This is a genomic window from Streptomyces sp. 4N509B (assembly GCF_052245655.1).
Classification (GTDB): domain Bacteria; phylum Actinomycetota; class Actinomycetes; order Streptomycetales; family Streptomycetaceae; genus Streptomyces.
The window spans coordinates 58,067-78,269 of record NZ_JBQQBZ010000029.1; the positions used below are offsets into that span (position 1 = coordinate 58,067).

At 74.1% G+C, this 20,203-nt stretch carries 18 protein-coding genes; 9 read left to right on the top strand and 9 right to left on the bottom strand.

The genetic code is table 11. From position 1 onward, the window contains the following. Positions 1–8 precede the first annotated feature (8 nt). Positions 9–1,313, bottom strand: coding sequence for a polyprenyl synthetase family protein (locus tag ACTWP5_RS23720; protein WP_443223109.1), 1,305 nt, complete (start codon positions 1,311–1,313; stop codon positions 9–11). Between the two features lie 247 nt (positions 1,314–1,560). Here ACTWP5_RS23720 and ACTWP5_RS23725 point away from each other — a divergent pair, with 247 nt between their 5' ends. Both ACTWP5_RS23725 and ACTWP5_RS23730 read left to right on the top strand, forming a co-directional pair. Beyond that, a complete protein-coding gene (locus ACTWP5_RS23725; protein WP_443223110.1) occupies positions 1,561–2,706 on the top strand; it encodes a terpene synthase family protein in 1,146 nt (381 codons plus the stop codon). 229 nt (positions 2,707–2,935) lie between these two features. Beyond that, positions 2,936–3,973, top strand: coding sequence for an AraC family transcriptional regulator (locus ACTWP5_RS23730; protein WP_443223111.1), 1,038 nt, complete (start codon positions 2,936–2,938; stop codon positions 3,971–3,973). Between the two features lie 100 nt (positions 3,974–4,073). On the opposite strand, the gene ACTWP5_RS23735 is transcribed toward ACTWP5_RS23730, so the two are convergent. Then, the gene (locus ACTWP5_RS23735) at positions 4,074–5,192 is read right to left on the bottom strand and encodes a hypothetical protein (RefSeq protein ID WP_443223112.1); all 1,119 of its coding nucleotides are present in this window, start codon (positions 5,190–5,192) and stop codon (positions 4,074–4,076) included. 150 nt (positions 5,193–5,342) lie between these two features. Here ACTWP5_RS23735 and ACTWP5_RS23740 point away from each other — a divergent pair, with 150 nt between their 5' ends. Then, positions 5,343–5,891: a hypothetical protein gene (locus ACTWP5_RS23740; RefSeq protein WP_443223113.1), complete on the top strand. Its 549-nt coding sequence runs from the start codon at positions 5,343–5,345 to the stop codon at positions 5,889–5,891. A gap of 117 nt (positions 5,892–6,008) precedes the next feature. Here the strand turns inward: ACTWP5_RS23740 and ACTWP5_RS23745 are convergent, their stop codons facing one another. Next, complete coding sequence (locus ACTWP5_RS23745) at positions 6,009–6,998, bottom strand: aldo/keto reductase (RefSeq protein ID WP_443223114.1); 990 nt, start codon at positions 6,996–6,998, stop codon at positions 6,009–6,011. Between the two features lie 210 nt (positions 6,999–7,208). Here ACTWP5_RS23745 and ACTWP5_RS23750 point away from each other — a divergent pair, with 210 nt between their 5' ends. From ACTWP5_RS23750 to ACTWP5_RS23765, 4 genes are all read left to right on the top strand, one after another. After that, positions 7,209–7,370, top strand: a complete 162-nt coding sequence (locus tag ACTWP5_RS23750) for a hypothetical protein (protein ID WP_443223115.1) — start codon at positions 7,209–7,211, stop codon at positions 7,368–7,370. A 164-nt stretch (positions 7,371–7,534) separates the two neighbouring features. Beyond that, the gene (locus ACTWP5_RS23755; protein WP_443223116.1) at positions 7,535–7,957 is read left to right on the top strand and encodes a hypothetical protein; all 423 of its coding nucleotides are present in this window, start codon (positions 7,535–7,537) and stop codon (positions 7,955–7,957) included. Between the two features lie 710 nt (positions 7,958–8,667). Then, positions 8,668–9,699, top strand: a complete 1,032-nt coding sequence (locus ACTWP5_RS23760) for a hypothetical protein (RefSeq protein WP_443223117.1) — start codon at positions 8,668–8,670, stop codon at positions 9,697–9,699. A gap of 100 nt (positions 9,700–9,799) precedes the next feature. Beyond that, positions 9,800–9,949, top strand: a complete 150-nt coding sequence (locus ACTWP5_RS23765; protein ID WP_443223118.1) for a hypothetical protein — start codon at positions 9,800–9,802, stop codon at positions 9,947–9,949. On the opposite strand, the gene thpR is transcribed toward ACTWP5_RS23765, so the two are convergent. The 3 genes from thpR to ACTWP5_RS23780 form a co-directional block, all read right to left on the bottom strand. Then, positions 9,946–10,557: an RNA 2',3'-cyclic phosphodiesterase gene (gene thpR / locus ACTWP5_RS23770; protein ID WP_443223119.1), complete on the bottom strand. Its 612-nt coding sequence runs from the start codon at positions 10,555–10,557 to the stop codon at positions 9,946–9,948. The genes ACTWP5_RS23765 and thpR overlap by 4 nt on opposite strands. A gap of 111 nt (positions 10,558–10,668) precedes the next feature. Next, positions 10,669–12,021, bottom strand: a complete 1,353-nt coding sequence (locus ACTWP5_RS23775; protein ID WP_443223120.1) for an MFS transporter — start codon at positions 12,019–12,021, stop codon at positions 10,669–10,671. A 192-nt stretch (positions 12,022–12,213) separates the two neighbouring features. Beyond that, positions 12,214–12,651, bottom strand: a complete 438-nt coding sequence (locus ACTWP5_RS23780; protein WP_443223143.1) for a MarR family winged helix-turn-helix transcriptional regulator — start codon at positions 12,649–12,651, stop codon at positions 12,214–12,216. A 159-nt stretch (positions 12,652–12,810) separates the two neighbouring features. Between ACTWP5_RS23780 and ACTWP5_RS23785 the strand changes: the two genes are divergently transcribed. Next, positions 12,811–13,143 carry a DUF2530 domain-containing protein gene (locus ACTWP5_RS23785; RefSeq protein ID WP_443223121.1) on the top strand — a complete coding sequence of 111 codons (333 nt, stop codon included), beginning with the start codon at positions 12,811–12,813 and terminating at the stop codon, positions 13,141–13,143. A gap of 125 nt (positions 13,144–13,268) precedes the next feature. Here ACTWP5_RS23785 and ACTWP5_RS23790 read toward each other — a convergent pair whose 3' ends face one another. Further along, positions 13,269–14,081: a calcium-binding protein gene (locus ACTWP5_RS23790; RefSeq protein ID WP_443223122.1), complete on the bottom strand. Its 813-nt coding sequence runs from the start codon at positions 14,079–14,081 to the stop codon at positions 13,269–13,271. A gap of 461 nt (positions 14,082–14,542) precedes the next feature. Between ACTWP5_RS23790 and ACTWP5_RS23795 the strand changes: the two genes are divergently transcribed. Beyond that, positions 14,543–15,718, top strand: coding sequence for an endo-1,4-beta-xylanase (locus ACTWP5_RS23795; RefSeq protein ID WP_443223123.1), 1,176 nt, complete (start codon positions 14,543–14,545; stop codon positions 15,716–15,718). A gap of 256 nt (positions 15,719–15,974) precedes the next feature. Here ACTWP5_RS23795 and ACTWP5_RS23800 read toward each other — a convergent pair whose 3' ends face one another. Together ACTWP5_RS23800 and ACTWP5_RS23805 are read right to left on the bottom strand one after the other, a co-directional pair. Continuing rightward, positions 15,975–16,490, bottom strand: a complete 516-nt coding sequence (locus tag ACTWP5_RS23800; protein ID WP_443223144.1) for a GNAT family N-acetyltransferase — start codon at positions 16,488–16,490, stop codon at positions 15,975–15,977. A gap of 131 nt (positions 16,491–16,621) precedes the next feature. Next, positions 16,622–20,104, bottom strand: coding sequence for a sacsin N-terminal ATP-binding-like domain-containing protein (locus ACTWP5_RS23805; RefSeq protein WP_443223145.1), 3,483 nt, complete (start codon positions 20,102–20,104; stop codon positions 16,622–16,624). Positions 20,105–20,203 lie beyond the last annotated feature (99 nt).

Genomic DNA, 20,203 nt, shown 5'->3' on the forward strand with positions numbered 1-20,203 from the left:
GGGCGCCTTCAGCGGGCGCGGTTGACGACGAGGTCGGAGAGGGCGAGGAACTGCTGCCGCGACCGTGGCCGCAGCCGCAGGCCCGCCAGCGCCGCGTGCGCGCGGCTGACGGCCCGCCGTCCCTCGGCGAGCACCCGGCCGCGCCCGCCCGCCTGTTCGATGAGGCGCACGGCGGTCCGCACCCGCTCCGCGGCCCGCTCGTCGGTCCCCCGCGCCGACCGTTCCGCCGACCGCTCCGCCGCTCGTTCAGCCGCTCGCTCGGCTGCTCGCTCGGCCGCTCGTTCCGCCGCTCGTCCCGCTGGTGGCCGCCGGGCCGCCGGTCCCGGCACCTGCGTCTGCGTCTGCGTCTGCACCTGCCCCGGCAGCTGCTCGTGGCCGTGCGCCGGGACCGCCTCGTCCGTCTCCGCCAGCACGGCGGCGAGGCGCTCGGCCACCGTGCCGCCCGTCGCCAGGGCGGCGAGCACGGGCAGCGTCTTCTTGCCGCGCCGCAGGTCACTGCCGACGGGCTTGCCCGTCACCTCCGGGTCGCCCCAGATGCCGAGCAGGTCGTCGACGGCCTGGAACGCGAGGCCGAACTGGCGCCCCGCCGTCTCGAAGGCGGACACGACGCGCGCGTCGCCGCCCGCGAGCAGCGTGCCGAGGGCGGCGGAGCAGCCGAAGAGCGCGCCGGTCTTGTTGGTCGCCATGGTGCGGTACTCCTCGGGCCGCACCGCGCCGGGGCCGATCCAGGGCCGGCGCTCGAACTGCGTGTCCTGCGCCTGGCCCTCCATCAGCCCGTTGAGCGCGCCGCACAGCAGCTCCAGCGCGCCCGCGCACCGGCTCCCGCCCGGTCCGCCCCCCGCCCCGCCGCGCCTGGCGGTGGCGACGCGCGTGACGTCGAGGGCCAGCGCCAGCATCGCGTCACCCGCCAGCACGGCCCTGCCGGTGCCGAACGCCTTCCACAGGGACGGCCGGTGCCGGCGCCACGCGTCGTGGTCCATGATGTCGTCGTGCGCCAGGCTGAACGCGTGGATCAGCTCGACGGCGACCGCCGCCGGCACGGCCGCCTCGGCGTCGCCGCCCACGGCCTCGGCGGCGAGGATCGCGAACGCCTGCCGCATCCCCTTGCCGCCGCCCGCGCCGGTTCGGCCGCCGTTGGAAGGCCCCGGGCTCACGTCGAGGCGGGGCGTGCCGTCGGCCGCGCACCAGCCGAAGGAGTAGGCGGCGAGGCGGCGGATGTCGGGATGGAGCCGGTCGACGGCGTCGACGAGCGCGGGGTGGACCAGGGCGCGACATCGTTCGAGTTCCTGCTGCGGGGATACGGTCGTCGTCATCTCCGTCTCCGTCTCCCTGAGGTACCTTCCGTCATTCGATGGAATGCCACGTCGCTGGCATGGACAAGACGAGAAAAGAAGTCTCACCCGAATGAGTCGGGTTGGAACGATGACCCGCTGGCACGATGATGTGTCCAGCGGACCGCCACCGTCCACCTGACCAGCGTTCACCCTCCGCCACCGAAAACTTTCGAGTGAACCGGATATCCCACAGAATTTCCTTTCCTCCCCCGGTCAGAATTACCACGTGCAGAACGTGGAACCGGATCAGGAAAGCGAGCGCGGGCCCGAACGGGAACGACACCTGGAACTGCCGCCCATCTACTGCCCCCTCCCCTCGGCCGTCCACCCCCGCGTGCGCGAGGTCCACCAGCGGGCCGCCGACTGGCTGGCGCGGTCCGGCCTGTGCGCCACCGAACGCGAGCACGCGTGGTCCGCCGCCTCCCACAGCTCGGAGTTCTTCGGCCGCTTCGTGCCCACCGCCGACGACGAGCGGCTCTTCGCCACCTCTCTCTGGATCTACTGGGCGTTCGTCTTCGACGACGCCCGCTGCGACCGGGGCGAACTCGCCAGCCGGCCCGACCTCTTCGCCGGCCTCGCCGTGCGCGTGCAGCGCGCCCTCGAAGCCCCCGACCTCCCCGACCGCCCCGATCCCCCCGACGCGGGCCCGGCGGCGGACGATCCGTTCCTCCCGCCGCTCCGGGACGTCGCCCGACGGCTGCGCGCCATCGGCACCCCCACGACGACGCGGCGCTTCGCCGTGGCCCACCGCGCCTGGCTGTCCGGCGTGACGTGGCAGATCGGCAACCGCGCCCGCGGACACATGCCGGACCTCGACGAGTACCTCGCGATGCGGCTGCTGACCTGCGGCGGCGAGCCGACGTTCGGGCTGCTGGAGCTCGCCACCGGGGGCGAGGTCCCCGGCCGCGAGTTCGACCGGCCCGTCGTGCGCGCGCTCACCGAGCTGGCCATCGCCGTCGCGGGCCTCGACAACGACCGGCACTCCCTGCTGCGCGAGGCCCGCGGCGGCCACTCCGACCAGAACATCTACACCGTGCTGATGCGCCACGACGGCCTCGCTCCGGCCGACGCGGTCGCCGCGGCCACCGCGATCAGGGACCGCGTCTTCAACCGCTTCCGCCAGCTCCTCGCCCGCGTCCTGCCGACGGCGGGCCCCGAGTTGCGCACGTACCTGTCGGGCCTGTGCCACGGCATCCGCGGCAACGCCGAGTGGGGGCAGCGCGTGCCCCGATACCTCAGCACCGGGCTCCTGCCCGAGGACTACGGCGCCGACGACACCCCGATCGAGTGGGCCGACGCCCCCGCCGACCCCCGCACGGGGCCACCGCCGTCGCCGACGGTCTCCTGGTGGTGGGACGACGACCTGACGTAGGCGGGTCCCTGGCCGCCCGCGCCGCCCCGCGCGTTCGCCGCCCCGCCCCGTGCGTTCGCCTCCCCCGCCGGTGACCCGGTGTGGAGCCCTGCCCACGGCCACGCCATGCCCGCGGCACCCTCGCCGCCCGCCGTCGTTAGCAGTTCAACCACCCCACCCCACGCCACTCCACCCCACGCCACTCCACGCGACACAACACACCGCACACCCACCCATCCGAGGGCACGACATGATCACGACGGTGATCCGGGGCGAGGACTACGACGCCCCGGAGCGTTTCGACGCCTGGTGCGAGCTGGTACGAGAGTTGCAGTGCGAACACCGCATCCGCACCGACCACTCCACCGACTTCCCCTTCGTCCTGCGGACGGCCCAGCTCGGCGCGACGGCCGTCGCCCACACCAGCATCCCCTCGCTGCACATCTCGCGGACCCCCCGGATGATCCGGCAGTCCGACAGCGAGACGTACCAGCTGGTGCTGGCCACGGGCGGCCCCACCGCGTCCGAGCAGTGCGGCCGTCAGTTCACGGCCAACGCGCGCCACTGGACCCTCTACGACTCCTCCCGCCCACACTCCCTGTGGACCCTGGAGGGCGGCCACGGACGCCCCGCGCAGGCCGCGTTCGCGCTGAACATCCCGAAGTCCCTGCCCGGCCTCAACGCCGCCAGACTCGCGCCACTGCTCACCCGCCCGCTGCCGGGAGACACGGGCATCGGCGGCATGCTCACCGACCTGCTCACCCGACTCCTGCGCGAACCGGCCGCCTTCGGGCCCGCCGACGTCCCCTGCGTCGGCGGCGTGGTGGCCGACCTGGTGACCACGCTCCTCGCCCACGAGGCGGAGTCCGAGCACCTCCTGCCCGACCCGGCCCACCAGCAGGCGCTGGGCCTGCGCGTCCAGGGGTTCGTCCTCGCCCACCTCGGCGACCCGACGCTCTCCCCCGGCACGATCGCCGCCGCGCACCACATCTCCGTCAGCTACCTGCACCGGATCTTTCGCCGGAGCGGGCAGACCGTCGCCGGATGGATCCGCGAGCAGCGGCTGGAGCACGCCCGCCGCGACCTCACCGACCCCCGGCAACGGGACACGCCCGTGCACGTCGTCGCCGCGCGCTGGGGGTTCCGGCACGCGGCGGACTTCTCCCGCGCGTTCCGTCGCGCCTACGGCATGCCACCGCGCGACTACCGTGAGTACGCCACTGGGTGTCAAGGACTGTCCACTCTCAGCCAAGGACTGCCGGGCGCCGGCGGGCGATCGTTGACCTGACCGACCGACCGATCGGTGGGCGTGGCGGGTCACGGGGGGCTCGCCACGCCGCTCCTCCCCGTCCCGGTCCTTCCCGTCCCGGTCGTCCCGGCTCCGGCGCTCAGCCCTTCGCGGCCCCGCGCCCGAACAGCCGGCCGCGCGCGGCCAGCACGAACACGGCGCCCGCCACGAGGATCAGAGCCGTGCGACCCGAGATGCCGCCCTCGTCGTCCTCCGCCTGGGCCGCTCCCCCTTCGCCGTCGCTGTCGCCGTCCCTCTCATCGGCGTCCCCGGCGTCCCCGGCGTCCTCGGTCCCTTCGTCCTCCTCGCCGCCCTGCGCACTCTCGGGCAGCAACTGTCCCGCCAGCTCCACCGGTTCGACCTCGCTCGCCTCACCCTCGGAGCCGAGCATCAGCGTCGTGCCGTCGGGGGTGAAGGTGACCGACTCGCCCTGCCCCTGGAACGGGATCGGCACCTCCCGCTCGATCGGCACCGGCGTCCCGCCGCCCTCCTCCTCCCAGGCGTACATCTGCGAGGTGAAGTATCCGCGCAGGAAGAGCCGCGTGCCGTCGGGCGAGAACGCGCCGTCCGTCACCCACAGATCGAGGTCGGCGACGCGGGTCAGGGTCGTCGGCCCGGCCTCGCTCAGTCCGCCGGGCGGGGAGGCGTAGAGCGCGGCGCCGCCGTCCTGCTTCTTGCTGGCGACGTACACGCGGCCGGTCTCGGGGTGCACCATCAACGCCTCGGCGTCGCGCGGCCCGTCCTCGTACCGGACGGCGTGGACCGTGGGGGTGATGGTGGCGTCGGCCAGCTGCGGCGGCTCGGGGAGGCGGTAGACCCAGACCTCCTCCCAGCCGCCGTCGTAGTTGTCGCCGATGTCGGCGACGTAGAGCGAGCCGTCGGGCCCGAGGGACACCGCCTCCAGGTCGCGGGCCGCGACGCCGGGGCCTTCGAGGGTGATGGTCGCCAGCGTCTCCCCGGTCGCGCCGTCGACCGCGTAGAGATACGGGGCGGGCTGGCCGTCGGGCGCGCTGTCGTTGTGCGTCCAGTACACGCCGGGGTGGAGGGCGCTGGCCACGAGGCCACTGGACTCGGTGATCGCCGGATCGGCGATGGTGAACGCGGCGGGCGGCGCACCGTCCTGGGCGACGACGGCGGGCGCGGCGGCGAGGGGGGCGAGCAGCGCCAGGGGCAACGCCGCCAGGCGGAGGGCCCACCGAGCCCGTCTCCGGATCGACATGGGACAAGCCTGCCATCCACGACAGAACGCGGTGTCGCGGAGCCCCGCCAACGCCCTCCCGACAAGCTTATGCATCGCTTATATCCGGAGTTCGTAACGTCTCAGGCGGCTGCCTTGCCCTTACTTGCCGGTGAACCTAGCTTCCTGCCCATGACCGCTCATGACCCAAACCTCTCGGGGGCACCGACCGCTCCCGGCGTTCCCGGCAACTCCGGCAACGACCTGAACAAGTTCCTGTTCGCCGCGATCGCCGGCTCCGCCCTCGCCCTCCTCGGTTCGTTCCTCGTCTGGGGCACCGCCGAGCTGACGGTGATGGGCGAGACTGAGACCGGCGAAGCCATGGGCTTGGACGGCGACGGCATGTTCACACTGATCAGCTCCATCGTCGCCATCGCACTCCTCGCCTTCGGCATGGTCCGCAAGAACGCCACGCTCGCCGCCATCTCGGTCGTGCCGAGCCTGGTCACGCTCATCTTCGGCGTTCTCAACGCCCTGAACTCGGAGCGCATCATCAGGGCCGCCGTTGAGGCCGACGCCCCCGACGGGACGCCCTCCGCCGAGATCGACGCGATGGTGGACGTGTTCTCGGAGCAGGGAGAGCTCTCCGGCGGCATCGGCCTGTACATGGTGATCATCGGCGCCCTGGTCGCCCTCGTCGCCGGCGTCCTGGTCGCCGTCAAGGGCCGCGCCAACAGCTAGGCGCAGCAGCCCGCACACCGTTCTCAACGCGACAACGGGCGGCCGTCACGTGTGTGACGGCCGCCCGTTGTCGTGTCGTCCCGGTCCCGGGTCACCGCCGGGTTCACCACGCCCGGGTCACCAGGCGAAGGCCTCCGGCGACGGGCCCGTGCCGGGGAAGATCTCCTCCAGCGCGGTCAGCACCTCGTCGCCGAGGTCCAGTTCCACCGCGCGCAGCGCGCTCGTCAACTGCTCGGCGGTGCGCGGGCCGACGATCGGGCCCGTGACGCCGGGGCGGGTCAGCAGCCAGGCGAGGGCCACCTCGCCCGGCTCAAGGCCGTGCTTGGCGAGCAGGTCCTCGTACGCCTGGACCTGCGCGCGCACCGCCGTGTTCTCCAGCGCCTCGGCGGAACGGCCGCTCGCGCGGCGCCCGCCCTCGGTCTGCTTCCTGATCACGCCGCCGAGCAGGCCGCCGTGGAGCGGGGACCAGGGGATGACGCCCACGCCGTACTCCCGCGCGGCCGGCAGCACCTCCATCTCCACTCGCCGCTCGGCGAGGTTGTACAGGCACTGCTCGCTGACCAGGCCGACCATGCCGCGCCGGGCGGCGGCCTCGTTGGCCTGGGCGATCTTGTAGCCGGGGAAGTTGGAGGAACCCGCGTAGAGGATCTTGCCCTGCTGGATGAGGACGTCGATCGCCTGCCAGATCTCGTCGAACGGCGTCGCGCGGTCGATGTGGTGGAACTGGTAGAGGTCGATGTAGTCGGTCTGGAGGCGCTTGAGGCTGGCCTCGACCGCCCGGCGGATGTTCAGGGCGGAGAGCCTGTCGTGGTTGGGCCAGGCGGGACCGTCCCCGGCCATGTTCCCGTACACCTTGGTGGCGAGCACGGTCCTGTCGCGGCGGTCGCCGCCCTTGGCGAACCAGTTGCCGATGATCGACTCGGTCCGGCCCTTGTTCTCGCCCCAGCCGTAGACGTTGGCCGTGTCGAAGAAGTTCACACCCGCGTCGAGGGCGGCGTCCATGATCGCGTGACTGTCCGCCTCGTCGGTCTGCGGGCCGAAGTTCATGGTGCCCAGGACGATGCGGCTGACCTTGAGTCCCGTGCGACCCAGCTGTGTGTATTTCATGGCAGAAGCAAACGCCTTCGAGCACGCTCAAGGCAAGCCACCCAAAGAGCCTGGGCCGCCGGAGCGGGTTTAGGTCCTCGCTGGTGGCGCACTCGTTCCCTGTCTAACTCCCCGGTACGCGCCCCCGTCGATGGGAGCACTGTTGATGCGCCATCACACGTGGCCAACGTCGCCAGCACAGGCATTCCCCCGTCACACGGAGTGGGAACGATGACCGCGAAAGCCGGACAGCCCGCCGCGGGCTCGCAGGAGACGACGCCGCGGCAGGGCAGGACACACGACGAGAGCGACACACTGCGAAGGCTGCGCCGGTTGGTCCGCGAGGCCAACGCGGCCAGCGAGACGAACCGGCTGAGCAAGAGCGGTCGGTGATGGTCCCCCGGGCCCTGGGGGCGACGGTTCGCACCGTCCGCCGCCTCCTCGCCCCGCTGCGCGGGAGGCGACGCCGCCAGCCGGCTCGCCCGGCCCCTTCGGTCCACCCGGCCCAGCCGGCCCAGCCGGCTCGTGCCGTCGGTGCGGGGCGGCGGACGGGCCGGGTGTACTGGTGTGAGGTCGTCGCGTGGGGCCCGGGGACCTCCGAGAACGACGACGGTCGGGAGATCCACCTCGGCGGCTACCGGGCCGAGACGCCCCAGGCGGCCGTGCGGTGGCTCGTCGGCCAGGCGGCGCGCCTCGCCGACCGGCTGGACCCACGGCCGGGACAGGGGTGGGCGTGCGGCGACGCGGCCGGCGCGCTGCGTCGGCTGCCGGCGGCGCTTCCCGATGACTGGCCCGACCCGGGACGGACCCTGCGGGAGTGGTGCACGGACGAGGACCAGCGCCAGGAGACCGTGCGCATGCTGCTGAACGGCGAGTGCTTCGTCCTCGCCACCCGGGACGAGACGGCCTTCTACTCCCTGTCGGCGCACCCGGTCGCCGCGTGGGGTCACCGCCTCCGGCTGCGGCGACGAGCGGCGTAGGGCGTGCCGCCAGCGCGTCCGCCGTCCGTCGGGCGGTCCGGCCCTCCGCTCGTCGCGGGTGCCGAGTCCCCTCGTTCGGGTGCGCGGAGAACGTCGGGCACTGGTCCCCTGGGGTGACGGCGAAGCCGGCGGGGGACGCCGAGGAGGCGGCGCCGGCCGGCCCGCCCCACGTGGGCCGGCGCGTCGGCGCCGGGCTCCGCGCGCCCCCGCGCGCGGACGGGCGTCGCGCCGAGGGCGTCCCGGGTGTGCGAAAGGATTTCGGTGGGCCCGGAGCGGATGGCCGCCTCAGCCGAACACCGCTGAGATGGCCACCACGGCCAGCAGCAGGACGAGGGCCGCGCTGACGATCCGCGTTCTGGTCTTCGTGTTCACCCTCCCCACGGTAGTACCAGGGCGGCCGGGAGCGTGCGGGACGGGTCGGGGGCACGGAGGCGTGACAGCGAGGCCAGACCGGGCAGGTATGGAGGGAAGCGAGATGCGAGGAATGGTGCATATGCCGGGTGCTCGTGCCAGCCGCTCGCCTCACCGGGGAACGGAGTCCGATGCCAGCACAGGAGACACCAGCACAGGAGACGCCAGGACAGGACACGCCAGGACGGGACACGCCAGGACGGGAGACGGCAGGACGGGAGACGGCAGGACGGGGGAAAACCGCGCAGGAGAGGCCGGCGCCGGAAGAACCCGCCGCGCTCGCCGAGGCACTGTTCCACGTGCCACGCCACGCCTTCGTGCCGGAGGAGGCGTGGGCGTCGACGTCCGGCTCCGCCAGCGGCCAGTGGATCGACCGGCGGGCCGACCCGCACGGCTGGTGGCAGGCCGTGTACTCCGACACCGCGATCTACACCCAGCTCGACGACGGCGCCACGCCCCTCACCGCCGAGAACGCCGCCCGCACCTTCGCGCCCACCTCCTCCGCCTCCAGCCCCCTCCTCGTGCTGGCGTTCCTGCGCCGCCTCGCGGCCCGGCCCGGGGACCGCGTGCTGGACGTGGGCACCGGAACGGGCTGGACCGCCGGGCTGCTGTGCCACCTCACGGGCGAGGCGGACCTGGTGACCAGCGTCGAGATCGACGCCACGCTCTCGCGGACGGCGCGGACCAACCTCGCGTCCCTGGGACTGGCGCCCCACCTGGTGGTGGCCGACGGCGCGGCCGGCGTCCCGGGCGCCGCGCCGTTCGACCGGGTGCACGTCACCTGTGGCGTGCGTGACATCCCGCACGCCTGGGTGGAGCAGACCAGGCCCGGGGGCGTCATCGTCCTCCCGCACGCGCGCACCATGCGGCTGCTGCGGCTGACCGTCGCGGGCGACGGCACGGCCGACGGCTCCTTCCACGAGCAGTGCTCCTTCATGCTGCTGCGCTCCCAGCGTCCCCCGGTCGGGCGGCTGGCCGAGACCCCGGCGCGCCTCCGGGACCTCGCGACGGATCCCGCGCCGCTGCTCGCCCCCGACCCCGGGCTCGGGGTCCTGCTCTTCGACGCCCTCGGCGCCGTTCCCTTCCTCGCGGAGGGCCGGGGGCTGCTCTTCTCCGGCGCCTCGCGCGCCACGGTGGAGGACGGGCGGGTGACGCAGACCGGGCCGCGCGACCTGTGGGACGAGGCCGAGGCGGTGCTGGCGCGATGGCTGGCGCGCGGGCGGCCCGGACTGGAGCGGCTGGAGTTCAGGGTCACGCCCGAGCGTCAGTACCTGTGGCTGGACGAGCCGGACTCCCCCGCCTCGGAGCCGGCCACCGCCGGCGACACCTGAGCGCCGCCACGGAAAGGACGGCGCGACGGCAACGCGCACCGCTGCACGTCAGTCACTTCGATGCCGGTCCACGGCACCAGGGAAAGGGAGAGAGCGGACGATGGAAGCGATCAACGCCCCGCGCGACGTGCGGGGCCTGGCGGAGACACGCGTCGACTCCAACTGCGGCGTGTGCGGCGGCTCGGGATGGGTCACCGTGCACAAGGACGGAGCGACGATCCAGGAGAAGTGCCCCGTCTGCAACGTCTAGCCCGTCAGGGGCCAGGACGCCGCCGTGGTGTAACGGCGGGCGGACGGGGCGGCGTCGGCGGCGTCGCCCGACGCGACGCCCGACGCGACGCCCGGCTCGTCCGCCGTGCGCATCAGCGCCAGCTCGGCGACGTCCCACGGCGAGCCGGCGAGCGCGCGGAGCGCGGCCACGTACGGCGCGAGGGCAACGCGCTCGTCGCCGTCCGCCGTGGCGCGGGGGGCGAGGGCGAGCGTGAGGTGGGGGCGATAGGTGGGATAGCGGCGGTCGGTGTGCGCGTAGGCGTCGGCCGTCGCCGCGGCGAGCGCCGTCAGGGCCGCGCGGTCGCCGGCGACGCCGGTGCCGAGGGCGTGCTCCCCGAGTGACTCGCCGCCCGCCAGCCGCAGCGCGAACGGCCCCGCCGCGCGCGCCACGGCGGCCAGGCGCTCGCGCACCTCGGCGAGCCGCTCCCGCGGCACCTCGCCGTAGTACGCGAGCGTGACGTGCCAGCCGTCGCGCGCCGTCCAACGGAGCCGGTCGGCGCCCGGCAGGGGGGTCAGCCGGTCACGGACGACGGCGGCGACCTCGTCGGCCACCGCGGGGGGCGGGAGTATGGCGGTGAAGAATCGCACGGCTCAGGTTCCCACAGGCCCGGTCCGGGCGGCCGTTGCTTCCCGGCCGTGGCTTACCAGCCGTTGCTTCCCGGCCGCTGCTTCCCGGTCGGGCTCCCCGCTCCTCTCCCGTCAGGCCGTGGCCGTCGCCTCCTCCGGGTCGAGGGCCGTGCGCGGCACCAGCGACACGCCCCGGTGTCCCGCGCGCAGGCTGATCCTCACGCGCAGGCCGGCGACCCGCGCCAGGACGAGGGCCACGACGAGCGAGGCCACCAGGCAGACCGCGCCGGCCGTCAGCAGCGCCGCACGGGCGCCGAAGGCGTCGGCGATCCAGCCGAGCACGGGGCTGCCGAGGGGCGTTCCGCCCATGAAGACCATCATGTAGAGGCTGATGACGCGGCCCCGCATGGCGGGGTCGCTCGCGACCTGGAGCCCGGTGTTCGCCGTCACGACGAAGGTCATGCTGACCAGGCCGAGCGGCAGCATCAGCAGCGCGAACGTCAGGAAGTTCGGCGCCAGCGCGGTCACCGCCATCAGCACGCCGAGCAGCGCCGACGCACCGACCGTGAAACGGATCCGGCGCTGGCCGCGACGTGCGGAGAGCAGGGCGCCACAGACGGCGCCGACCGCCATGAGGGAGTTCAGCAGACCGTAGGTGTCGGCGTCGGCGTGGAAGACGCCGTCGGTGAAGGCGATCAGGAAGACCGGGAAGTTGAACGCGAACGCGCCGACGCAGCCCACGAGCACGATGGGCCACAGCAGGTCGGGGCGGCGGCGCACGTAGCTCAGGCCCTCGCGCAGCATGCCCTTGGCGCGCGGCGAGCGCTCGGCCGGGGTCAGTTCCCCGGCGCGCATCATCAGCAGGCCGATGATGGGCGCGACGAAGGAGACGCCGTTGTAGAGGAACGCCCAGCCGCTGCCGACCGTCGTGATGACGACGCCCGCGATGGCGGGGCCGATGAGGCGGGCGGACTGGAAGTTGGCCGAGTTCAGGGAGATCGCGTTGCGCAGCAGGCGCGGGCCGACGAGGTCGGAGACGAAGGTCTGGCGGGCCGGGGAGTCGACCACGGTCACGAAGCCGAGGACCAGCGCCAGGCCGTAGACGTGGTACTCGTTGACCACCTCGGCGAAGGTGAGGACGGCCAGCGCGAGGCCGGTCAGGCCGAGGGCCGCCTGGGTGGCGATGAGGAGCCGGCGCTTGTCGAAGCGGTCGGCCAGGACGCCGCCGTAGAGGCCGAGGAAGAGCATCGGCAGGAACTGGAGGGCGGCTGCCACGCCGACGGCGGCGGCGGATCCCGTGAGGGTGTGGACCAGCCAGCCCTGGGCTATGCGCTGCATCCAGGTACCGATGTTGGACACGGCGGCGCCGAGGAAGAAGATCCGGTAGTTGCGGACCTTCAGCGAGCTGAAGGTGGTGATCTCTGAGGGGTCGGTCGGGTCGGCGGTCGGTGCGGGTGCGGAGTCTGCTCCGTGTCCCGAACTCAAGGGGACACTCCTTCCCTGTCTGCGGCCCTGCGGGTCGTGCGGTCGTACGGGTCGTACGGTCGTGCCGAACGTGCGTGTGTGTCGTGGGAGTGGGGGCTGTGGGGGACGTGGGGGCGGGGAACGTGGGGGTCGGCGGGGTGGGGGGCGTGGGGTGCCGGGCGCTCGACGTCGGGCACCCGGCACCGGGTGTGGCTAGAGATGGGCGAGTTTGTGGAGGACGGGGGCCGCGTCGCGCAGCCGCGCCCACTCGTCCTCGTCGAGCTGGGCGGCGAGCTGGGTGAGCCAGGCGTTCCGCTGGTCCTGGTTGGCCCGCAGGATGGCCTTGGCCTGGTCGGTGGCCGTGACGAGCTTCTGGCGCCGGTCCTCGGGGTGCGGTTCGAGCCGGACGAGGCCCCGGCTCTCCAGGACCGCGATGATCCGGGTCATCGAGGGCGGCTGGACGTGCTCCTGACGCGCCAGCTCCCCCAGGGTCATCGCGCCGCAGCGCACCAGCGTGCCGATGGCGGACATCTCAGCGAGGCTGAGGGTGCGGTCGACCCGCAGGTGCCGCAGGCGGCGGGCGAGCCGCAGCACGCCCATGCGCAGCGTGTTCACCGCGGCGACGTCCTCCGCGCTGTCCAGGTCCAACATCGCGTTTGGCATGCCGACCAGCCTATCTTATTAGCTTCGCTAACGAAATTTATGTGGCAGTCCGTGCCGCGAACGGCGGGCGGCGGTGGGGGCGGCCCGGCTGTCGGTGGCCCCGCGTAAGCTGCCCTGCGTGACGAGAGGAGGGGGTGCGCGGTGCGCGTGAGCCAGTGGACGACCGGCAAGCGTGAGGCCCCCGAGCCCCTGGAGGGGAACGTGGTGCTCACCATCCTGGTGGGCACCCTCGTGTGGGCGGCGCTCTTCCTCGGCCTGCTGCCGTTCCACGGCTGGCTGAGTGACCACGACCGGGTGTGGTGGCTGTGGACCTGCCTGGTCGGCGTGGGCGGCGGGTCGCTCGGGCTGTGGTACGTGTGGCGGCGCGAGACGGCGATACGGGCCCACCGCGCGCGCACGCGGGACGGGTCCGACGGGTCCGACGGTGACGGCGACGACGACGGCGGCAGGGCCGGGGCGGGGGCGGAGGAGCGGCGCTGACGAGGGCGGCCGCGCGCGGGCGTTGACGCCGCGTGGGCGGCACCCGGAGGATGCCGCCCACGCTGCCCGCTCGGGACGCCACGGCACGCACGGCACGCACGGCACGCACGGTGCCGCGTGGCGCGTTACTGGATGACGTCGTCGACGTCCGGGCCGCCGGAGAGGACGTCGTCGCCCCCGCCGCCCCGCAGCAGGTCGTTGCCGCTGTTGCCGTAGACGGTGTCGTCGTCGGGGCCGCCGAAGAGGTCGTCGCTCCCGCGGCCGCCGCGGATCAGGTCCTCGCCGCTGTTGCCGTAGACGAGGTCGGGGCCGTCGCCGGACTCGATGACGTCGTGGCCGCGCCCGCCGTAGAGGGACTGGCTGCCGGCGTTCGCGTAGATCGCGTCGTCGCCGTCGTCGCCGTAGGCGATGAAGTCGTCGTGGAAGCCGGTCAGGGTGTCGTCGCCGGGGCCGCCGAGCTTGAGCCAGCCGCCCGCGATCCAGTCGTCGTCCGCGCCGCCGTCCACCACGGTGTTGTACGTGACGTTGAGGTTGTCCTGACCGTCCCCGCCGCTCACGTGGTTCTCGTCGCCCACGCTCAGGAACAGCTCGTCGCTGCCGTCGCCGAGGTCCACGATCACTCTGGTCCAGTAGTCGCCGAACTCGGTGAGCGTGCAGACCACCCGCGTGGTGTCGGCGGCGTCGGGATGGACGCAGCCCTCGCCCGCCTCGATCGGCACGATGTCGTTGATGACGAAGTCCGTGTAGTTCTCCCCTTCGCTGATGCTCACGTAGCTGCTGGTGGCGCCGGCCGTGTAGTAGACGGCGTGTCCACCGTCGTCGGTGTACGCCGTCGCCGCGCTCTGGGCCGCGCTCTGGGTCGCGGTCTGGGCCGCGACCGGCGGTGCGGCGACCACCGCGCCCGCGAGCGCGACCACCCCCAGACCCGCGACGGCCACCGGCCGTCCTCCGCCCGTTCCCCGGCGCGTGACGCCCCGCCTGCCTGCCCCCATGGTCAGTCCCCTCCTGTGGATCGTCGCCCTCCGCCAGCGCGGACGGTCGCCAGTTTGACCAGCGAGGAAGCTGAGGGGTTGCGTGCGGATCCGGACTACCGAAAGGTTCTCGGAAGGTTTCGAGGTGAGTTGGTGGAAGATTTCTGATCACGACCGTTCGGACCGACATCCATGCAGTTCAGAAGTCAGATGGGAACCCTGAGCGAACGGAAAAATTCCGGAAGTTGGCGTTGACGCGGTAGGGGCACGCACCCATACTCCTGGGAGATCGTGGTCGATTGCCATGGCCGCGTCAGCGTGTCCCCCCTGTTTCCCCCTGCGCTGGCGGGCCGTGGAGCCGCGGCAGACCGACCGTTCAGCGCCGGACCGCATGGGCAGCGTCCCGGCGCGTGGCAGAAGGGTGAGCAATGGTCACCACGTCCCCCCACAACCGGAAGCACGCGAGAAAACGGCCGCTTCTCCGCTCCGCGCTCGCGCTCGGCCTCGCCGGCGCCATGGCCACCGCCGGCGTCGTCGCGCTCTCCGGCTCCGCGAGCGCCCAGAGCTCGCTCGGCTCCGCCGCCGCCGCCAAGGGCCGTTTCTTCGGTGTGGCGGCGAACGAGAACTACTTCAACGAGTCCGCGTACACCTCCACGATGACGCGGGAGTTCAACAGCCTGACGGCCGAGAACTCCATGAAGTGGGACACCGTCGAGCCCAACCAGGGCCAGTTCAACTGGGGTCCGGGCGACCGGATCGCGCAGCAGGCACGCAACATGGGCGTGCAGTACCGCGGTCACACCCTGGTGTGGCACTCCCAGCTGCCGGGCTGGGTCAACTCCGGCAACGCCCGCCAGGCGATGACCAACCACATCAACGCCGTCCTCCAGCACTGGCCCGACGCCGCCTACTGGGACGTCGTCAACGAGGCCTTCGAGGAGAACGGCTCGCGCCGCAACTCCCCCTTCCAGCAGGCCATGGGCGACGGTTTCATCGCCGAGGCGTTCCGGATCGCCCGCCAGGCCGACCCGGACACCAAGCTCTGCTACAACGACTACAACCTGGAGAACCCCGGGCCCAAGCAGGACGCCGCCTACAACCTGGTGCGTGACCTGAAGGCCCAGGGCCTGATCGACTGCATCGGCTTCCAGGGCCACTTCAACAGCGGCAACCCGGTGCCCCAGAACTTCCACCAGACGCTCCAGCGCTTCGCCGACCTCGGCGTCGACGTCGAGATCACCGAGCTCGACATCGCCGGCTCCGGCTCCTCCCAGGCCGAGCAGTACCAGGGCGTCACCCAGGCCTGCCTCGCCGTCGAGCGCTGCGTGGGGATCACCGTGTGGGGTGTGACCGACAAGTACTCCTGGCGCGCCCAGGACACCCCGCTGCTCTTCGACGGCAACTACCAGGCGAAGCAGGCCTACACCGCGGTGCTCAACGTGTTGACCAGCGGCCTGGTCAACCTTGAGGACCAGGGGATCCTCGCGACTGACCGCCTCGCGGCCATCCGCCCGGAGGACGTCCTCACCGGCGTCCCGGCCGATGCCGCGCAGTTCTCGCGGGTCGCGAGCGCCGCCGCCGGCGCGGGTGCCATCAGCACCTAGCGCCGCGCGGCGTCCCCGAGGGGAGACGGCCGCGCACGGCGCGACCACACCCGCGCCCTCCGCGCCGGCCGTCAGAGGAACCCGCCCCAGCTCCTGCGGGGCGGGTTCCTTCCCTTTCCCGCCCCTTTCCGGCCCGGGGACGCCGCCCCTCGCAGCCGCGGGCCGACCCGCGCCCGGACCCCGACGGGCGCCGCGAGGCGGTGTGCCCCGAGCCGGCGCTGCCTCCGAGCCGGCGCTGCCCCGAGCTCCTCTGCCCTCAGGCGCGGGGGCCTCGGCCCACGGGGACCTCGAAGACGAGTTCGAGACCGTCCTCCTCGTCCCACTGCTCCCCGACCTCCACGAAGCCGAAGCCGGCGATCGTGGCCAGGGACGCCGCGTTGTCGGGACTGATCGTCGCCCGCACGGTCGTGACCTCGGGCTCGGCGGCGGCCCGGCGCAGCAGCTCGACCAGCGTGGCCCGCGCGTAGCCCTGACGACGGAACCCGGGAGCGACCGAGTAGCCGATCTCGACCATCCCCGCCTCGTCGGGAGGCCCGTGGAACCCCGCGTGGCCGACGACGCGCCCCTCGTCCCCGACCACCGCCTGCCGCGCCATCCACCGGGCGTTCCCGGGATCCGCGGCGATCTGACCGAGCCGGAACCTCCACAGCCACCGCGCCTCGTCGCTCACGAAGTACCCGGTCAGGGCCACCCCGGCCCTCCTGCTGGCCTCGGGCAGGCCTCCGTCGAGCAGGGCGGACATCACCGCGCCGGACAGCTCGACGAAGCGCACGCGCTTCGGGCTGGCGGGGAACGGTCCGCGGCGATCGGTCTCGTCTGTCACCGCGCCGATGATCGTGGACTCCACGGCGGGCGTCCAGCGGATTCCGGAGCGAGCGACCGCCCCGGTCACCGGACCCGGGCCTAGTCGAACCAGCGGGCGTTCTCCAGCTCGTCCGCGCGGGACGGGTCCTCCAGCAGCGCCGCCAGCTCGAAGCGGCGCGGCCACTGCCCAGCCGCCCAGGCCAGGGCCGCGGCCAGCCCCTCCACGGTCGCCGCGTGCAGCGTCCCGTCGGGCGCCACCCGCCACTCCAGCTCGGTGCCGTCGATGAGCAGCTCCTCGTGCTCGACGTACGTCTCGGCCGCCCCCTCGCCCAGCAGGGCCCGCGCCGCCTCGTGCACCTCGCGTCGCACGCCGCCCTCCGGCGCCGGGGCCGGCAGCGCGGCCGACAGCAGGCCGACGTCCAGCACCGCCGCCAGGTCCCGCGCGAGCTCCGGCGGCGCGGGCAGCAGGGGCCGCCCGGCGGCCAGCGGCAGCAGGTCGGGGGCGTCGGCCACGAGCGCCGAGTCGGCGGGAACGACCCGCGCCTCGCCGTCCACCACGGCGCGCAGCGCCTCGGGCAGCGTCACCTCCTCGGGGTCGAGGCGGGCGAGGAGCCCGTAGAGCCCGTGCAGCTGCGCGGGGGTGACGTCGCGTTCCGGGTCGGCGAGGCGGGCCAGCAGCTCGGCCGCGCCGCCCGGCTCGGCCAGCAGCGCGCGGGCGGTGGTGCGCACGCCCAGGGCGCGCAGCACCTCCTCGTCCGCCTCGGCGGCGTCGGCGTCCTCGTACAGCCCCGCCAGCAGCGGGTCGACGCCCGCCGCGCGCAGCCCGACCGGCCGCCGCCCGTCGAGCACCGGGGCGCCCCGCAGCCACCAGGCGGCGTACGGGCGCGCCAGCTCCAGGCCGCCGTCGGGCATGCGGATCCGCACGGGCACGGTCAGCGCCTGCCGGAACGGGGTGCGCGAGAGCAGGGCCAGCACCTCGGGCCACCGCTCGTCGTCGACCAGTTCCAGGTCCCGCACCGCCAGCACCTCGGTGGCGACGGGCGGCAGCGGCGCGTCGGGCAGGGCGTCGAGCAGGTCCTCGCACCACACGTCGACGGCGTCCAGCAGCGTCACGTCGTCGGGCTCGGCGAAGCCGGCGCCCTCGGTGGGCTCCAGCTCGTCCGGGTCGAGGACGACGTCCGTGGCCCGTATGAGGACGAAGTCCGCCTGCACGCCGACGGCGGTCAGCGGCTGCTCGCCCCACCGTTCGGCGAGCTCGGGGTCGCACGCGGCCAGCTCTCCGTCGCGGATGACCCGCTGGAACGGGCTGCCGGGGAAGACCAGCTCGCCCGCCGGGGTGAGCTCGCCGTCCTCGTCGGGCAGCGCGAGGGCCGCGAGCCACGGCTCGTCGCCGGGGCCGAGGCCGGCGTCCCGCACCAGCGCCAGCACCGTCTCGGCCAGCTCGGCGGCGGGCATGGCGTCCTCGTCCCACACCTCGGCGTCGGCGATGTCGGCGGAGGCGGCCACCGCGGCACGCACCTGCGGGGTGTCGAGCACGGCGCGGGGCGTGGCGGGACTGGCGCCGAGCTTCTCCAACAGCGGGTGCGCGGCCTCGGGGTGGGCGACCTTCAGGCCCAGGCGCCCCAACGTGGCGTAGTCGACGCCGACAGGGCCGGTGACGGGACCGGCGCCGGCGCCACTGCCAGTGCCGGTGACGGTGACGGAGCCGGAGTCCTCGCCGGCCACGGGCAGCAGCACACGGCGGGGGCCGATCGTGGTGCGCGGGCTCTCCACCGCCGCGTCCTCCCCGGCCGCGTCACCTGCCGCGACGCCCGTGCCGAGACCGCCGAAACCGCCGAGGCCACCGAGCGCGCCGCCCGCGCCCCAGCCACCGGCCAGCGGCACCGGCAGCCCGGTCAGCAGGTCGGGGTCGACGCCCGCGAGCGAGTCGTACAGCCGCCACCACCAGCTCGGCGGGCGCTCGACACCGGCCAGCCGGTCGATGATCTCGCCCAGCGAGACCCGGGTCACCCCGAGCATCCGCAGCTCGGCGCGGCGTTCGAGCCCGGCGGGAAGCAGCACGGGGAACAGCTCCGCGAGCACGGCGACGGTCTCGGCGCCGGCCCGTTCCACCAGCTCGGCGTCGGCCGGGCGCAGCACCTCGGGAACGTCGGAGGCGTCGGCGGGCAGCGCCGCCGCGGCGGAGGGCAGGAACGCGGTGGTGGGCAGGCGGTCGAGCAGCCGCTCCCGCAGGGCGCCGTCGAGCTCGCCGCGCCCCAGCGGCCCCGGCACGAGGTTCAACGTCTCGCTCGTGACGGGCCGCCAGTCCGCCAGCAGCGCCGCGTAGGCGTCGGCGGCGCGGTCGAGCAGGAAGTCGGTGAGCGGCCCCGGCGCGACGCGGCGGCGGGTGGGCTCCAGCGGGAACGACGCGATGAGCAACGCGGGCAGGCCCAGGGCGTCGTCCGTCGGCGTCGGGGCGTGCACGACGGGCTGACTGTGCGGGGGCGCGGGGGCGCCCTCGGCGTCCACCGGAACGGCCCAGGTCAGCGACCAGTGACGGCGGTCGCGCTCCTCCAGCGGCCGGTCGGCCAGCAGCGCCGGGTCCAGGTCGCCCGCGGCGGCCGAGACGCGCCACCTGGTGGAGCGGACCGCGCTGCCCGCGGGCCCCGGCTCGGCGGTGATCTGCGTGTACGGGCCGAACTGGCGGCGCGTCAGGGTCCTCGCCCCGGCGCCGGGGGTGACGACGGTGACCTCGGTCAGGGCGGGCAGGGTGAGCAGCGGCGTGTCGTCGACGGCGTCGCGCAGCCGTGTCGCGAGGTCCTCGGCCGCCGCGTCGCGCAGCGGCAGGACGACGGCCGTGTCGTAGCCCTCGGGGATCGCGCCGGGGGAGCCGACGGGCGGCGCGCGGTGCGGCAGCGGCAGACGCAGCAGGGGGACGGCGTGGCGCTGGCCGGAGCGACGCTCCAGCTCCGGCCTCAGCCTGGGGCTCTCCGCCCCGGCCGCCTGGGCCAGCTCGGTGGCCTCGGCGAGCGACCAGCGCACCCCGCCCGAGCGGCTGACGACGGCCGGCTCGTCGCTGACGGCCAGCACGGCGGCGAAGCCGATGCCGAAGCGGCCCACGCTGCCGGCGTCCACGCCGGGGCCGAGCGCCGCGCCGGCACCCGCTCCGGCGCCGCCGCCCGTTCCCGCGTCGGCTTCCGCCGGGGAGTCCGGGGCCGCGTCGGCGGAGGTCGCGCCGGCAGGGACCGCGTCGCCCGGGGGCGCTTCACCCGAGCCGACGGCGGCCGGGGCGGCGGCGCCCTCGGCGCCCGCGCCGGCGGGGCCGGGACGCCCCGTGTCGTCGCGCTTGGCGGAGGCGCGCAGCGTCGACAGCGACTCGACACCCGCCTCGTCCAGCACCGCCCCGGTGTTGGCGGCGACCAGCACGCCGTCGTCGAGCGACAGCAGCAGCCGTCCCGGCTGCCCCGCGCGGGCGGCGGCGTCCGCGGCGTTCTGCGCCAGCTCGATCACGAGCCGGTCGCGGTAGCCGCCACGCGCCAGGTCCTCCTCGGCGTTGGCGTCCTCGCGGAACCGGGCCGGCGAGGCGCGCCAGGCGCTCAGCACGGCGTGCCGCAGCCGCCCGGTGTCGAACGGATCGGCGGTGGCCGGGTCGGCGGCCGGGTCGGCGGCGGCCTTCTGGTCTCCCTCGGGAGTGGAGGCGAG